This is a genomic window from Xanthovirga aplysinae, assembly GCF_009711365.1.
Taxonomy (GTDB): Bacteria; Bacteroidota; Bacteroidia; order Cytophagales; family Cyclobacteriaceae; genus Xanthovirga; species Xanthovirga aplysinae.
Genome location: NZ_SMMB01001269.1, coordinates 1 through 16755, shown reverse-complemented (window position 1 = coordinate 16755; position 16755 = coordinate 1). Strand labels below are relative to the sequence as shown.

Below are 16755 nucleotides of genomic sequence, written 5' to 3'. Positions count from 1 at the left end.
TCAATTTTTGCAAGTGCTTTTTTTATTGTAAATGCTCATCAGGTGGTAATTTAAGGTTGTGATGAAATATATTATTATCTGTAAAATAAGTGTGAGCTTTATCTACTTCTATTTTGTATATATCGACAGTTTCATCAAAAGCCTTTATAGACTTAATTTCTATATTAGTCCAAACACCTTTTTCAAATACTTGTAATTTGTCAAATGTATTTAAATTCCTAGCTTCCACTTTTTGAAAATTAACCATTAAATGGTGAGAGGGACTACACTTTATTTCTCTCTTATCAGAAGTAATTATTTTATACCATTGATTCGTAGACGAGATTTTTCTATTTTTAACCGCAAACAGTCCCCAAGAATTTGTTTTTACATCATATGTGAATAATCTATCTCCAACTTTCACCTCTTCCACTAACTTAGATTCAGTGTCACTCACCTTTAATCTCTGCCCTGCTAACAAACAATTATCAGGCTCTCTTGCGGGCACCAAATAAGATACACTTCCACTACTTGAATTAAAGTTAGATGAAGAAGAAACAGATAGGTACACCCTTGTATTAGAATTCCAACTCCTGCTTATTGACTTGGAGATTCCATTCGTAGAGACAGCTCCTTTGAGCATAGTCGTTGAATATGATGTGTTATCGAAATTGTAAGAAATAGTAATATCTCTGTTAACCGACATATCAAAATCAAACTGAGGATATAAGGTATAAGATGATTCGGTAGAAGAAGAATACCTAATTCTAAATGTCAGGGTTGGCATATGAGAATACCCCCTAAACTCCCCCAACTTCATAGGTTTTGTGGTCAAATTGGTTCTTGAACTGTGCCTGGAGTCAAAGCCCGACAAACTCGCTGCCCTAAACAATTGCTCTACTGTCACATCTCCCAACAATCCCAATTCATTGGCGACCTGTCTCATGGTAATATTTTCTGTTCCTACTGCCATTATTTTGCTGTTTTTAATTCATTTACTTCTTTTGTTAATTCTTTTATCGCTTCAATTAGCAACGGAATCAGTCGTTTGTAGCTCACCCCCAGGTTGCCGTTTTCTTTTTCCTGTACCACATTCGCTAAAGGAAGTACCTGTTGGATTTCCTGGGCAATGACGCCTAAGTCCTCACCTTCAAAGGGAACCTCTGCATCATCTTTCCAGGTGTAAGAATAACCACCGATTGCATTGACGACCTTTAAGGCATCTTTTATTGGAGTGATATTTTCTTTCAGACGTTGGTCGGAACTGGCCAGATCTGTAATGTCTCCAAGTGACGGATAGATTTCCACCAATTTCCACACTATTTTTCACCCAAAGATTGTTACCCAATGCAACATAAGGGTTTCCATTTTGACACCACACTGCCATATGGCCACCAGCCATGGTTCCTCCAGTGGTATTATTTGTGTGCTTATAGCCAAAGCCATAAAGATTACCGAAATTAGCGCCAGAAGCTTCAATCAAATAACTTGTACCCATCGACCAAATATGTCCCACCTTATATGAACCTCCTGGACTAGCTGCTTGACTATACCTACCGTACATTCCTGCCCTAAGGGAACTATCTGAACCGGGATATAACCTTCCGGTAAGCGTATCATCAGCATCTGATCTCAGAAATGAGGATGAATGAAGGCCATCGACCTTATCGGAATCACTGGCTTTTGCTGTTTTTCCAAGGTATTTAGAACTTAAGGCTGTCCCTCCTTCATAGTACGTGTTTGAGTACACCAGATTAAAAGGCCAACTTGAAGTCCCCAAAGCACTGCTTCCCCCGGATTGATAAGGAATAAAACCATTAGCTGTTGTTCTTATCCAATTAGAAGTGGAACCATCAGGAGATTTCATTCCATAATAACTGCCATCACTAATCGCCCTCATTAATTCATTGCCTTGAATGCCATCTACCGTGTCCGCATCCAGACCACTTCCAGAACCGTCATTGCCGGAGTGCCATAGTTTTTCCCATCCACCCCAAGCTGTAGAAGTAGTATCTCGTTTACTTCTATAAAAGATGCTACCTGTCGTTTCATTAGATTTCCACTCCAACAGAAGCTCACCACCTCCGTTTCCGCCTCCTACTCGAACGACATTTCCATAGGATACTGGATAACCATTACTATAAGCCCGAACTAATTCAATTCCACTATTCAGAAAGGTTGTTGCTGCGCCGTCATGTGCTGTTACCTTGCCCTGATCTATAACCCTCAAAACGGACAACTCAGAAGGCTCTTTACCATCCAATTTATCGGCATCCAAACCACTACCAGAACCGTCATTGCCTGAGTACCAAACCTTGTTTCCATTAACAGTAATATCACCTCCAAACTCACCTGTACCTGAAATTTTTAGGTTACCAACAACATCCAATGCTTCAATGGGGCTAGTTTTATTGATCCCTACATGACCATTATTCATTACAAAGCCATTGTCTACTCCATTCAGATCAGACCAAATAGCCAGACCACCTGCACTCACTGATGGTATATTAGAAGAAATATTCCAGGTGGTACCTGTCACATTTTCATTGGTAAGCATGAGTTTACCTTGGGTTGCACCTTTTATTTCTGCGGTTCCCTTAGCTTGGATGCTGCCATCAATGGTAACAAGTTTTGACTTTAATTGAAATTCCTCTAAAATATCTCCACCCCATCCGGACAACCTCATTTTCTGCCTGGACTGAATCCAGTCGTAGCCGTCATTAAAAGGAACAAACCTAAATCCGCCATTTGTATTTTCGGCTAATATCACTTCTACAGCCGAGGATGAAATATCGGTTCTGATAGTACCCCCAAATTGGGCCGATCCTGTAACCTTTATATTTCCTGAGATATCCAAAGCTTCCACCGGACTCTTGGTTTGGATCCCTACTTTATTGTCTGGGCAAACATAGATACCATTTTCCGAAGACCAAGGGTTAGGACCAAAGGCCATGTATAAATACCTAAAGCTGTCATCACTATTACCGAGAAGGCCATAACTGGCGCGTTGATTTACCCCTCCAGTCTGAAGGTCGTCCGAAAAGTGTATTCCTCTGGCCCAATCTGAGTCGCCAACATAGGTTTTAATGTATAAATCCTCGTTTTTAGTAGCAATGGCATTAGTTCGAAGCTCAGCCATTTCAACAGAGCCGGTAGCTTTAATATTTCCCCCCACATGCAGCCTTTCCTCAGGAGATTGCATATTGTTTCCAATGCCGATATAGCCATTATCACTGTTGATACTAAGAGCAGAGCCACCACCCGTAAAAAACCTTAGGGATCCATTATAGAATAAAAAGGTTTTGGTCCCTTCCCCATCATATTTCATGATGTCTCCAGTATATAGGGAGTTAAGCTGTCCTCCCAATGAAAGGTTATAACGCACATCAATACTTGAACCGAAGTCTGCCGTTCCTCTGGTAATTAAGCGATCAGTACTCCAATCAACGGTCTCAAGATTAGAATTCCCGGCATGATAAACCTCATAGGCTGAACCTGTATTTTCAAACTTCAACCCACTAATACCTCCATCTATGATTAATGTATTGGCTTTTTCGTCATTATGGATTTTTACCCTAGCGTCCTTGGTTATTTGGTAAAATGACTTACGAATCCCATCGAGGTAAAAAGATAGGTAAGGGTTTCCCTCTGAACTAAGATGTTTGATTTGCAGGGCTTCATCATTGGATGTGTTAATATAGAGTACTCCCTGGGCATTGATGTTTCCTAATACATCAAGCGCCTCTGTGGGATTATCCTGGTTAACCCCAATTTTGTCCTTATATATTACCAAGCCGTTTTCATAAATCTCATCATCGCCATATTGTGTTTCCAGCTTTAATTTTCTATTGGCTCCATCCCAACGCATTGCTCCACGCATATCCCACCAGGCACCAACATTAATACTTGGGTTTTCCTCTCTTGGCTCAGCTCCAAACCAGCCCCCATAGTTGTCATTATTTCTTTCGGCATTAATAACGCCTCTAGCCCTAAGACTGCCAACATTTAAATCACCATCAATAGAGTGATCCCCGGTGCTATGCACTATCTTTGACCATTCTCCAAGCCCTAATGATGATCTTCTCCTTAGATAAAAGGAATTATTGCCACTGTTACTTGAGATAATTTGAAATCCATTTTTATTATTTACATAGGGAACAGAAATACCAAAATAAACTTCAGATGAAGGTGAATCAACTGCATTACTTGATGTATAAAACCCTCCCTTTGATATGGAATCCCAACTTTCTACTAAAGTAGCCATTGCAACAGAAATTTCTCCATCAATTATGATGTCACCCCCAAAATTTCCTGTTCCAACGGCTGTGATATTCCCGCTAACGGATAGGCTTTGATTTGCTGTGATATTACTACCGAACCAAAACCCGTTTTCGGAATCTGTCTCAAAATGTGACCAAGATGCATTTTGTTGTCCAATTATCGTATTTCCATAAAGCGTTTTAATGGTTAAAGTTCTTCCATAAGTACCTTCATATTGACCAAGCAGTAAACTGGAATCTTTAAGGGTAATTTCCTCCCCAAACGCCGCCGGTCCCGACACTTTTAAACTCCCCAGCACATCCAAAGTATCATGCCCTTCTAAGTTAGTGGTATTATGCCCTATGCTTAAAGCATTAAAGCTGCCTCTTAGTGCATCGAAATACGACTTTCCTCCCTCCAGTGTAATTTTAATCCATTCGGTTCGGCCGGCTTCCGGATTGCTAAAACTGCCCTCATTAAAATCATTTTCACTAATGACACGGGCCTTAAACAATTGCCTTTTTGGAGCAGTTCCCCCCCTAGACAAAGGGTAGCTTTTGCGCATTTCGGGCAAATCTTCCACAATGTATTTTGGAAATCCAACCAGGTTGGGAGCCTCATCTACCTCCAGAAACTTTCCATTAAGGTAGACTAGCCCTTCGTTTATTTTGAATTTTCCGGGCTCATTGTCATCTTCTCCTACCCTACAGCCGCTCATAATAAAAGCGCCCAGTCCTTTGTATTGCCCTTCCAGGGCTTTGAATACTTCTTCTTGAAGAATTTTCAAATCGTCATTGTGCAGCATGCGGCCGCCTTCAGTAAAGTGTAATTTTTTCATTGCTTATATTTTCTGTTGTTTGTTTTATTCAAGCGTATAAACTTGCTATATAAATAGCACCTTAGGACAAGTCGGACTACTCCCCAAAAAAAAATGAGATGTGGGGCTGCCAAAGGAAGAAAAAGGCTACCATCTTGTTTTAGTGAAAACTAATAAAATGGTATTCATGCCTTTTCCATCATCTTCATCCTGAAGCCTCACATCTCATTGCTTACTTTTTATGCAGCGCAGATGCACGATTATTTTACATGGAGCAGCGCTGCTGCTTTATTTTTTATTTATCTGCTTATTTGTTGCTATTCATCTCCACATTTACCATAGGTAACTTCAGGACTTGAGTATATCTTCAATTTAAAGCGTTTTCCTGCCAATTTATACTTATTAACCGTAGCAATGATCTGCAGCTTTTTAGGTTCCAACTCCTCTGGAATGTTGACGTAAAAATCGTAATCATCATTGTTATATTCGGTCTCTTCCCCTTCCTGATAGAGGTAAATTTTATCCTCATCAGTAGGAATTCCGGCCGCAGGATCATGCACATAATCAGGATCATGATCCGGATGATCAGGGTCATCTGGGTACATGATTCCTTCACTTAATGCAGGGTCACATTCGCAATCACAACAAGGGCATTCTTCATCCCCTTCTTCACAATTACAATCTTCTCCCTGGCAATCACATTCGTAGTACTCATCACAGACATAATTGCCATTTTCATCGATATGATAACTTTTACATTTGTGACAATCCGAATGACAGTCCTCAAACTCACATTCAAAGAATACGGGCTGATCTTGTTCCTCATTCTCAAAATAGATAGGCAATCCATTCTCTTCCTGATCAATGATAAAAATGGGCCTTTCTGCGTCCTTTTTGGTACCGTCAATACATAAGTACTTATCCAGCAGATAATTTTCTAATAGAACCGTTTGACCGGTACAGCTCACACTCTTTCGAATTTCCTCCGCATAATCCTGGAATTTTTTATTGACTGATTCCCTATCTACTCCCCTTACAATTTGATTATAGCAGTATACCCGACTGGTGTCATTTTCCTTACTTTCGGGATCTTCTACTGCCTCATTGAATTCACAAACATGAAAGTCGAAAAGAGGAGACAATAAGGCCCTCATCCAGGAGTTAAATAACTTTCTTCTTAAAAAGGGAGGGGTTAACCGCCGAACCAGGGCGGCACCATTAATATATTCTTTTCCCATCTTGTTTATCTTATTTTATAGTTTTCATTTTTGGTCCGGAATTAAGCTTACCGGAATGGTATTTCACCTCTCATTTATCCTCCTTTTTTCTTATTTCTTAATAGCTTTTAATTCTGTGGCTTTAAAAACCATTTAACCACCGACAGCGGTTTTTAGAAAAACTACCGCCGGTGGTTTCAACAGACAAAAGCAACGTTTAAAAACCCCTTTACCGAAAACAGTAAAAGCAGTAAACGTTTTTTCTTACATTTCTTCTTTATATTCTGATTTGCTTCATAATTTCTAATTTAAAAGGCCTAAAGGACTCCCATGGGGTGTTTTTCATCTTTATTGATGAAGCCTGGTCCTACATGGAAATTCTTAAAAAAAGAATTGACTTAATAGGTCGGAAATACTCCTCAGGACATTTTTCAGCTTTTTTGGTAAATCAATGCTTTCTAGGAGGCCATTTAAAGTGCTTTTCTCGAAGAAAAAAATACCTGGCAGGGTATTAAAGCAGGTTAAAGAGCCTTTCCCTACAGGAAGTCAATTCACAAAACAAACAAGGAGGGTACTATTTAGCTGCTTGTTTTGCCAAAGGGAAAGAAGCTCTTTGGGGAGTATCCCTATTTATGGATCTGCCCTTTAAAACCTGATAACTTTCTAATTATCCTAACTTGGTTTATTTTGTCCTTAGACTTGGGCAAGGATTTAAGGTGAAATATTCTTGGAATTAACTACAATGTGTACTTGCCAATAATGATCATCTCACCTATTTAGCAAACAGAATAGTTCTACTTTTTACCAATATTTTAATTTCTTTCGTAAGAATTGTCAAAGAACTTAAATTTGTATTTCTAATGATGGCCCCCATAAGTTTGTAAAGCCCTCCATTCATTTATCAGTCTTATTTCTGAAGAGAATCTTTAGAAAAATTCTTCTTCTTTAGGTTTAAAACTCTGACTGAGTATATCTTCTAACTTTCATCTGATCAAAAGGTCCTTTAACTTCTGTCTCCCTCCTTCAATTTAGTTTTATATACCATATCTAAATCCTAAACAGCTGGCTCCTGTGACCCATCCTCCCCGTCCTCAGATTGATCGTCATCCGGATACATCCTCAAATTAGAGTTATCAATCACAGTCCCATCTGGCTCAGTTGTAATCTCTACATAATCCAGTTTTCTATTTTCTTCAATACTTTCGGCAATGTAACCGGCGTAGGTATCCAACCTTCTATTAATGGTTCTGTAATTCTCCACTAAAAAACTTTCCGTGTCCGTATTATCAGTAAGGGATAATTCCACCACATTAACATCCATCACACCACTCACACCTTGAATTGCATCCACCACATGGTTGGCATATACTTTACCGGTAAAGTCTAACCCTTTCATGAATTCTCTTACCGCATCCACTATGGCTACACGGACTTCCTCCGGACTAAAGAAGGTATCATAGTAAATATCTGCCTTCAAATACAGCTGGTCTGCTGAATGGGAAGTCACGGAAAGCCGGGTTCCTGCATACTTAATATGCTCTAAATAAGTAGTTGCATTACGGAGTTCCTCAGCGGTCAAAACATCTAGTTCACCAACCTCTCCACCTTCCTTATCTTTAGCCACTTTCAAGGCTAGAGTACCATCGGTTTCCTTGTACGAAACCCGAGTAATAATGGCCTCTCCCTTAGAAGGGTCTTCATAAGTAATTCCCCCAGGTGGAAGTGAAATTCCCGATCGAAATTCTTTCAATTTTTCCGCATACCAGCTGGCAGTACCAGGAATCTGTTTAGTCAAGATATCCTCTACTTCCTCTTTAAATTGATCAAAAATCAATTCGTGAGTGTAAATGGCTACGGCCATAATATAAACCCATACACTCCAAATGGCAGTACTGGATTCAGAATCTAATCCATTAAGCCTTTTATCCTCCATTTTGGCCGCAATAATGCTATTCTTAATTTCTTCAATTGAGCGTGCCATTTTTCTATTTTAGTTTTATGTTTTAGTTATTTTTTCCTTACCCCAATATTTATTTGCTATTCTTCATCGTCTTCTTCCTCCTTATCCAGCAGATCCATAAAATCCGAATTATTGACAAACTGGGCGTTATTCTCAAAAAGCCTAACGGTTACATCGTTGATGTTCAAGCCTTTTTTCTCGGAAGCCTTATCCCGGATTAATAGAATTTGTCCGGCCTCTAATTCGGTATTGATGTCCAATTCCTGTAAAGGTTCCAAATTGGACCTAAGTTGATTCTGCTCATGGACATAGTTATTGATGTCTTCTAAAAGGTAAGCTATTCCCTCCATGAAGCCGTAGTATTGCATGGCAATATCAAACCAGCTTTGTCCCTCTTGTACGGTAATCTGTTTCATGGTCTTTTCTTATCTTTCTACATCCAGGTCAATAACCCCATTGTCGTAAGAGAATTCATTAACGGTATAGCCGTCTTTTTCCAACTCCAAACGCGCTTCCCGAAGGAATTGAGTCTTACTAATATTTCCGTTTTTGTAACGGTCAATGCCCATTCCCGCAGTAGGGTATTCTAAGAAATTCCCTTTGTTTGCCACCATTAGCAGTTCAATATGTTGCTGATCGCTAGGGCCAAATGCAAAATCCCTGTTCTCGATTTTTAAATCGTAATTGGGCTCTAACAAAATGTCTTTTATTTTATCGTCCATGGGTTATATTTGTGTTTTCCAAGAAATTCAATTCTGTTTCTTCTATATTTTCCGGCGGCTCCCCTACAAGTCCCATTGTTACCATTCCGGTAGATTCTATATGATTGTGAGCCCTGTAGTCCTCTAAAAAGGCATTAAAAGCTCTCTCCAATTCATTAAGTCTACTAACCAGATTTCCTGCTATTACCAAACCGCCAAAGGAATTTCCGTTCAATCCTATCTTTTCAAAATTGAAAGCGGCCTTCTCTGTATCACCTAAGACATTGACATAACTATTCTCCATATTAAGGATGGAAACCAAAACCTTACTGTTTGCCTTTGGTAAAAGAATACTTCCTTGCGGGTCGGCGGTAGTGTAAATTCCCGTATTGTATATGCCATTGAGCCTTACTCCACTAAGAGAAGTAATTTCTTCTTTACCTTCATCTTCGACTTTATCATCAAGGGTTAATTTTGTCTCCCCTTTGTCCGTATAGACATAAACCTTCTGAAGCAAGTCTACATCACATGTTGCATTCGCTTCGTCAACGTTTTTCACCGTTGCGGGAACGGACAAAAGGTTTTTAGCTTGGTCCAGGCCTGCAATGACGTCTTCTATAGCAATACTCATAAATGTTCCTTTTTAAATGTTTGTTGTTTTTAAGAATTACCTAAAAAAATAATTGCCTGCTTTTTGATCTTTTTAAGCTATTAATGGGTTACATCAGGATTACTTATTTGAGCACTAGTAGTCTTAGTACCCAAAATTGCTGTTTTCAACGGAGGCATTGGTGGAGAAGTAGGACTACCCGGAGCTCCTGATGCATGAGTATGGGTCATTAATTCCGTTATTAGTTCATCCACCTTACCCTCCAAAGCATTTATTTTTTCTACTAAATCGTCTACTATTACCATCCCATTATTACCTCCCCCATTAATAGTAATTTTTTTCCCTGCGATCTTTACCGTTTCGGTGTCCTCATTAATAATGATACTTTCAGAAGAATTAATAGTTATCTTATTAGAGTTGGCTACCAAAGATTCTCCACTCTGTTCCCCATTAACCGTAATATCCTGAAAATAAACCCCCAAAGAACTCTCTGCCTGATTATCCTTGCTGTTGACTGAAACTTCTTTAAAATTCATATTCAAAGAATTAGTATCATTTTCCGGATCGTAAGCAATGTCTACTTGGCTGATCTCATTATCATCGGTATTCAATCGGTACTCATTGGTGTAGAGTTTCACTTTTTCGATGTCACTAAATATGCTGACAAAGCTATCTGTATCACTGATCAAGGAAACAATCACGAGGCTCTCTAGCTTAGGAATGAAAGTCATTCCCTGGGTCATATTGGAGATCCCATTTAGGCGGACATTAAAGAGAATGTCTTTTTCCTCTTCTGCTTCCCCACTACTTACAATGAGTTCTACATCACAGCAGGCTTTTTCCTCGTCGACCTCCATGACTTTTCCAAGCACCGACCTATGATCTTCGGCCTGTGCCATTCGTTGGATTGCTTCTTTGATATTCATACTTTTTGTCTGTTATGGGGTGATTTATTTACATTTTAGCGTTTAGGGTTATTTTTTGCCTATACCCTCCTTGGCCAAAAGTCGTCTCCACAGCTTTCACCAAGAATTTTCCATTTCTTTCTGCATTAGGATACTTTGGGTTTTTCAACTCCAATACATCCCCATGACGCACCACCGGCGTTCCAAAAGTGGTGATACTTCCTTCAAAGCCTTCATATTTGACGCGGTCAAGAACAGCCTTCGCTCTTTCTTTCAACTGAGCCTCAGGCATATTATCATACTCCAGCGTTTTGTTATCCGCATTCTCCTCATCACCTTCCTTCACTTCAATAGTCGTATCATCTGGCATCTTACTTTTGGCAATCACTTGGTAAAGCACATCCTCCTCCCTTTTATAAGTAAGTTCATCGCTGATGATATCCTGCTGAAAAGTAAAAACCGGCACTTCTTTTTGCTGAAGATCAGGCCAAAAGTCAGGTCCTACATAAAGTTTTCCTTCCCGTGCAAAAGTGGTTAGGTGAAACTTTTCTCTAAGCTTCTGCAAGGCTTTAGCTGGAGAATCCTCCTTGGTTTTAAAACTTCCCAATTCCAAAGGATCCGCCTCGAAAGGGATTGTGGATACCTTATCTAAAAATTCCTTTAAGGTAGCTGGCTCTTTTTTATTGAAAGTACCATTGCCGGACTTCAAATCTTTAGCGGCATCTTCACATTGTATTTCCAGGTTAGTTCCTAATTTGAGAGCAGAAATAAACCCTTCGAAAATGACCTCATTATTATCATCATACCCCAGCTGTATACTTACTTCATCTCCTCTTTTGAAGAAACTGTTGTCCCCACTTACCAAACTGTCGTTTTCGCTCCATTGTACTTTACGAGGAAGGACAATAGTGGCTGTATCCGTTAACAGATCCCAGGATGAGTTCACCCGCACCTCATTGACACTGGTAAACTCGTATTTGGCAATATTTATCAAACAAGTCAGCCTCTTCATGATCAAATAGTTTTCTCATTTTTCTTCTCTTCGGATTCTTTCAGCTCCAATGGTTTATCAGAAATACAGTTCAATTCAAAATTTTGCACATTGGAAAAACCTTCCTGCTGATCGAGCTTATAGTTTTCTACCACCAAGTAAAAGGATCCAAACTGAGCCAGAAAATCACAGTCAAATACTAGTGAATCTGGTATTTTACATAATTTGATCAACCTGCTTACTTCTTCCTCCGGATATTGGGTAGGGATGGTACTGGTGATTGACCCTTTAATATTAATACTGTAATCTCCATCGGAGATAAACTCCTTTACGGTACCTTCCTGACCCTGAATAGCCGTTTTTACGATGGTACGCTGCATAGAAACAGAAATGATTACCGTATCGAGCAACAATTCTTTTACCCCTTTTTGTGCTGGGAATTTTAACCTACTCAATACCGGCGTACCCAACTGAGAAATAGGTATGGAGCTGTCCAGGTGAATTCCTGACTCATCAACCGTATAAGACTGTTGATCTACCCCACCCTGATTGGTGCCGTTATTCACGACAAATGTATACGTAGCCATATTTTCAATCTATTCTTTAATCCTGCTTTAGAAAATTATTGGTTTGTATAAGGTCCTATAATGGCCCTTCACACCTACTTCCTTTTTCTTATCAGCAAGTATTCTATTAAGCAATCACTTCAACGTCTTTTACTGCTTGAACCAAAATCTGCGTCAATTGCTCTTTGATTTCAGAAGTACTCTCTTTTAAATTCGTTGTACTAATGGTAATATTTTTAACCAAGCTTTCAATCTGCACATTAATAGTCTTGTTTTCGGATGCGGGACTTTCTCCTTCTATGGCTTTAGTGGTAGAAGCATTTTCTACTACCTTCAAGCCCTCCGGTTCTCTTTCCTCTTCATCATCATCTTTAAACCAGGATACTACACTTCCAAAAGCATCGCCCACTTTTGCCAGCACTTTTTCCCCCAAATCCTGGATAAAGGAGAATGCATTCTTAAACCCTTCCCAAAGTTTGGTTGGAAGGTCCAGAATAAATGAAAAGCCATTTTTTATTTCTTCCCAAACCGATGTCACATAAGACTTCAACTTTTCAAAAACTCCTTCAAAGACTTCTCCTATTCCACCAAGGGATTCAGTAAAGGAGGTAAACAAGCTTAAGCCCCAGTCCAATAGCATTTGTCCACCTTCTGCCAATTTTTCAAATGGATTAAAAGACAGAATGCTATTCAGGATAGAAGAAATTCCTTCTTTTATACTGCTGAAGTCGAAAGTGAAAATACCTTTGATAAACTCCACTACACCTCCAAACAACCCCTTGATGGAAGACCAAATGTTTCCAAAGACGTTCATGATGCTTTCGCCCACTTTTCCAAACACCCCTTTCAATGAAGGGAAAAGAGCGGTAAGCCCTTTAAATAAGAGAGCAAAAGGATTGAGTTTGATGATCCCCTTAAAGATACTTCCTATGCCTTCCTTAATTTTACCAAAATCGAAAGTAAAGAGTCCTTTGAATAAGTTAATTATTCCACCAAAAACACCTTTTATTGACGACCAGACACCCTCAAATACTTTAAAGAGGCTATCTCCCACTTTTCCAAATACTCCTTTTAAAGAAGGGAAAAGAGCGGTAAGTCCTTTAAACAATAGAGCAAAAGGGTTAAGGTTGAGAATCCCTTTAAAGATACTTCCTACCCCTTCTTTAATCTTTCCAAAGTCGAATGTAAAGAGCCCTTTGAACAAGGTGATTATTCCACCGAATACCTTCTTTAATGGCGCTAATAAACCTCCAAAGGCCTTCAATATACCACCTTTTATTCCTCCAAAATCAAAGTTAAAGAGGCTCTTGAACCAATTGATCAACTTGCCGAATACTTCGGAAGCCAGTTCTCCAATAGCTGAGAAGGCCGTTTTTATAGTTCCCCAAAGCTTATCAACGATCTTACGGAAGCCTTCGAAATTCTTATAAGCATAGACGATGCCTGCCACTAAAGCGGCAATTGCTATTACCACCAAAGCAATTGGGTTAGCGGCCATTACGGCATTCAATATTCCCATTGCTCCCGAGAAGCCGGAAGTAACCATAGTGGCCAGTCCGGTAGCTGCTTGATAAGCACTTATAGCCAAGGTACTGGCGCTAGTCAGCACCGCTTGCCCACTCATAAGCATATTCCCCACACCCATAGCAATATTCATGGCCTCACTAGCGAGAGCAGACGCACTCATATCGGTGCTCAAATTTTTAAAAGAGGCCATGACAGAATCTCCAGCCGATTTCATTTCGGAAAGCCCAGCTCCTATTTGAGCACCGGACTCCAGCATTCCTGCAAAACCCTTATTAAATATTTCTCCTCCCTTAGCCATTTTTCCAAATGACTTGGTAGCAATGTCTTTTATGGAGTTAAATTGAGTTGATAATTTATTCTTCAACTCATTTCCTTTGGCCGATATATTATCGAAAGCAGGACTAATTTTATCTTTTAATCCATTAAAAGGAGCTTTAATCTTATCGGCTATACCAGAAACACTTCCTCCTAATTTCTCAAAGGATTCTTTTCCAAATATGCCCAATTGGCTAATTTGCGGAACAGCACTTAACGCTTCATCTCCCAAGCTTTTAAGTTGACTTTTAAAGTCCGCTCCTAACCCCTGGAGTTCCTTGAAACGATCCGCAATGTCTCTATTATTTTGACTAAAATTACTAAAGACCGTACTAATTCCTTGTGCCTGACCGCTTACACTAGCAAATACGCCTCCGACAGCAGTAGTACTTTCTCCCACTCCGTTAATAATTCCGCCAAGGGCAGAGCTTGCTTTTCCTAAACTACCCAGCACTCCTTCGCTTTCTTTTCCTTTATTTCCTAAATCCTGGAAGAAGCTGCCAATAGAGTTAGTAATTCCACCCAACTCCTCAAATTGGCCTTGTACAGCTATACTCTTTCCTCCAAGATCACTAAAGAAGGTACTAAGCTGATCACTTTTTCCTGCTACGGCATCAAAAGCACCACCTAATTTCCCAATTCCAGCAATGGCCTGATCTGCAACGGCTTCTACATCATTAAGCCCCTGCTGAGCAGCCTCAAATAAGGTTGTATCCAAAGATACATTTGAGATTGTATTACTCTGTTGAGAAGAGCTCGTTTGAGAACTACTCTCCTGAACAGAACTCTCTGCATTTACCTCCTGAAGTGCAGTAGAGGAACTATCTGATAATTCCTCAAAAGGTTTCTTAAAGATATTTCCAAGGGCTGAAAAGTTCGAAGTAAGTTTACTTTTCAAGCCAGAGGATTGGGAAGTTAATTGGTTAAAGGCAGAAAGCGCTTTTTCCTTTAAATCACTAAAAGGGGCAATCAGCTCATTACCTATATTAGCTGAATTCCCCGTTAATTCGTCAAAAGAATTTGCACCGGAAAGGGCTAATGTTCCCATTTCCTGCCCGGCAATAAGAGCCTCACTTCCCAGATTCTTTAATACAGTTTTGATCTCACCTCCAGCTGATTGAAGTGCTTTAAAGCGGTCAGCAATGTCCTTATTGTTTTGACTAAAACTACTAAAGACATCGCTGATACCTTTGGTTTGTCCGGTAATCGCTCCAAAGACTCCTCCTAGTGCAGATGTTTTTTCTCCAACTGTATTAATTAAACCACTAAAGGTATCGCTTGTATTCTTGGTTTGCTCATTAACATTTCCAAAAACAGCGCTCAATTGCTGAAGCTCAGAAGTTGATTTACTAATGACTTCTTCAAGCTGAAAACTTTTTTTCGCATCAGCTAACGGTGAGGACATATCAATTATGGTTTTCCCCACTTTTTCTCCATTTTCACTAAAGTCTTGAAAGGAATTATCTGTTCCTTTCGTTATCCCTGTTAATTGAGAAAAAGCCGTTTTTACATTTTGACCCTGTTTACTTATCAAGGAAAAAATTGAAATCAAAGGTTGACTCACTTTTTTCAATCCTTGAAAAATATCAGTTGTACTCTTTCCACTTTCTTGGGCTCCACCCAAGGAAGTATCTACACTTTCAGAAGTCTGCCCCATAGCATTGAAAGTATCAGCAGTTTCTTTTCCTGATTTACCCATTTGGGTTAGCAAATCAGTAGAATTGTTAAACTGATCGAATGTTTGTTGAAATTGGGCGGTGAAACTCTCCACATTAGCCTGCAAACCGGCAAAAACGGAATTTCCGGTTTTTGCCAATTGTAGCAGGGTGCCGGAGAGCGTATCTTCAATACCCAATTTTATATCTGATTTATTATCAGTCATAATCTTTAAAGAGTTGTGGCTCTAATAATTTTAGTAGCCATTGTGCCTCATGCGCCCTTAATGCCCATTGTTGCGAGCTCATGGTGGCGGGATCTTCATGAAAGAAATAACGGACAAGGGCATTTGTCTTTCTAATGACATCTTTGCCCTTGCCCTCATTTAAGGGACATGAGGCTAGAACTTTGTTATTTTACTTGTTCGAATCTTAATGATCTCATTTAACTGTCCCATAGCGCTTAGAAAACACTCTTCATCGTCCTTTACTGCTGAGTCGCCTTCTAACCAGATGCTTTCCATTAAAATTTTAGTAGCTCGAATAGGATTGCCTTGTACTAAAGAAGAGAAAGCCCCTAATTCTTCAAGGTTAGGTTTTCTTAACCAGGCACGAGCCACTTTAGAAGGGTCCTCATCATCAAAAGGTACTTCTAAGCAAAATACGGTTCCCGCTTTATGTCTTTGTTTAATTACTTGTGCTTCTTCTTTTGCTGCTTCGTTCATTACCGGTTTTACGTTTTCTTTTGTCATGATAGTAAATGTTTAAAATGATTATAAAATTGAATAATTAGAATTATTAAAAGCTTAAAATCAATTAATTACAATACACCTATAGCTCTTCAACTGCTTTAAAACAATAAAAAAGCGATAAGTGGGGCATGACCTATAATTAAACTAGGCCACACCCTAAAGACAGTGCTATTCTAATCCAATGGCTTACATAAGACATACCCTACCCATCTTTCTTCAGAAGGAAGAGGTATTTCAAACTTATAAAAGCAATTCAGCATTAAAATAAAGGAATAGCAGATGTCTGAAAATGGTAATGCTATGCATTACATGAACCAGAAATAATCCTTTTCGAAAGCAGTATTTTATTCAGAAATTATTGTAACAAATTGCTTTAAAGGAAATTCCGGTAATATTCACCTAAAAATTATTCCTGTCCAGTCCAGTCGATATGAGAAACAGTGAGTGTCAACTCTACCGGAAATGATTTATCATTCTGGTTTAATGCACGGCTGTTGTTT

Annotated in this window: 13 protein-coding genes; all 13 read right to left on the bottom strand. The window is 39.3% G+C overall.

Annotation, left to right across the window (positions count from 1 at the left end):
• Window positions 1–22: 22 nt before the first annotated feature.
• The 13 genes from E1171_RS20375 to E1171_RS20320 all read right to left on the bottom strand — a co-directional run bounded on the left by E1171_RS20375 (window position 23) and on the right by E1171_RS20320 (window position 16255).
• Window positions 23–952, bottom strand: coding sequence for a Hint domain-containing protein (locus E1171_RS20375; RefSeq protein ID WP_155207913.1), 930 nt, complete (start codon window positions 950–952; stop codon window positions 23–25).
• Window positions 952–1209: a tail fiber domain-containing protein gene (locus E1171_RS24985; RefSeq protein ID WP_425509625.1), complete on the bottom strand. Its 258-nt coding sequence runs from the start codon at window positions 1207–1209 to the stop codon at window positions 952–954. Before E1171_RS24985 ends, E1171_RS20375 begins: the two co-directional genes overlap by 1 nt.
• Window positions 1148–5077 carry a hypothetical protein gene (locus tag E1171_RS24535; protein WP_246164451.1) on the bottom strand — a complete coding sequence of 1310 codons (3930 nt, stop codon included), beginning with the start codon at window positions 5075–5077 and terminating at the stop codon, window positions 1148–1150. Before E1171_RS24535 ends, E1171_RS24985 begins: the two co-directional genes overlap by 62 nt.
• Window positions 5078–5373: 296 nt before the next feature.
• Window positions 5374–6294, bottom strand: a complete 921-nt coding sequence (locus E1171_RS20365) for a hypothetical protein (RefSeq protein WP_155207911.1) — start codon at window positions 6292–6294, stop codon at window positions 5374–5376.
• Between the two features lie 1033 nt (window positions 6295–7327).
• On the bottom strand, window positions 7328–8254 hold the full coding sequence (locus tag E1171_RS20360) for a hypothetical protein (RefSeq protein ID WP_155207910.1): 927 nt from the start codon (window positions 8252–8254) through the stop codon (window positions 7328–7330).
• Window positions 8255–8310: 56 nt separating this feature from the next.
• On the bottom strand, window positions 8311–8649 hold the full coding sequence (locus tag E1171_RS20355) for a hypothetical protein (protein ID WP_155207909.1): 339 nt from the start codon (window positions 8647–8649) through the stop codon (window positions 8311–8313).
• A gap of 9 nt (window positions 8650–8658) precedes the next feature.
• Window positions 8659–8955, bottom strand: a complete 297-nt coding sequence (locus E1171_RS20350; RefSeq protein ID WP_155207908.1) for an oxidase — start codon at window positions 8953–8955, stop codon at window positions 8659–8661.
• Window positions 8945–9565 carry a hypothetical protein gene (locus E1171_RS20345; RefSeq protein WP_155207907.1) on the bottom strand — a complete coding sequence of 207 codons (621 nt, stop codon included), beginning with the start codon at window positions 9563–9565 and terminating at the stop codon, window positions 8945–8947. The genes E1171_RS20350 and E1171_RS20345 overlap by 11 nt, the downstream gene beginning before the upstream one ends.
• Window positions 9566–9645: 80 nt before the next feature.
• The gene (locus E1171_RS20340) at window positions 9646–10470 is read right to left on the bottom strand and encodes a hypothetical protein (protein ID WP_155207906.1); all 825 of its coding nucleotides are present in this window, start codon (window positions 10468–10470) and stop codon (window positions 9646–9648) included.
• A gap of 28 nt (window positions 10471–10498) precedes the next feature.
• On the bottom strand, window positions 10499–11461 hold the full coding sequence (locus tag E1171_RS20335) for a hypothetical protein (RefSeq protein ID WP_155207905.1): 963 nt from the start codon (window positions 11459–11461) through the stop codon (window positions 10499–10501).
• A 2-nt stretch (window positions 11462–11463) separates the two neighbouring features.
• The gene (locus E1171_RS20330; RefSeq protein ID WP_155207904.1) at window positions 11464–12027 is read right to left on the bottom strand and encodes a DUF6046 domain-containing protein; all 564 of its coding nucleotides are present in this window, start codon (window positions 12025–12027) and stop codon (window positions 11464–11466) included.
• Window positions 12028–12133: 106 nt separating this feature from the next.
• On the bottom strand, window positions 12134–15730 hold the full coding sequence (locus E1171_RS20325; protein WP_155207903.1) for a hypothetical protein: 3597 nt from the start codon (window positions 15728–15730) through the stop codon (window positions 12134–12136).
• A 174-nt stretch (window positions 15731–15904) separates the two neighbouring features.
• Window positions 15905–16255: a hypothetical protein gene (locus tag E1171_RS20320; RefSeq protein WP_155207902.1), complete on the bottom strand. Its 351-nt coding sequence runs from the start codon at window positions 16253–16255 to the stop codon at window positions 15905–15907.
• Window positions 16256–16755: the final 500 nt, after the last annotated feature.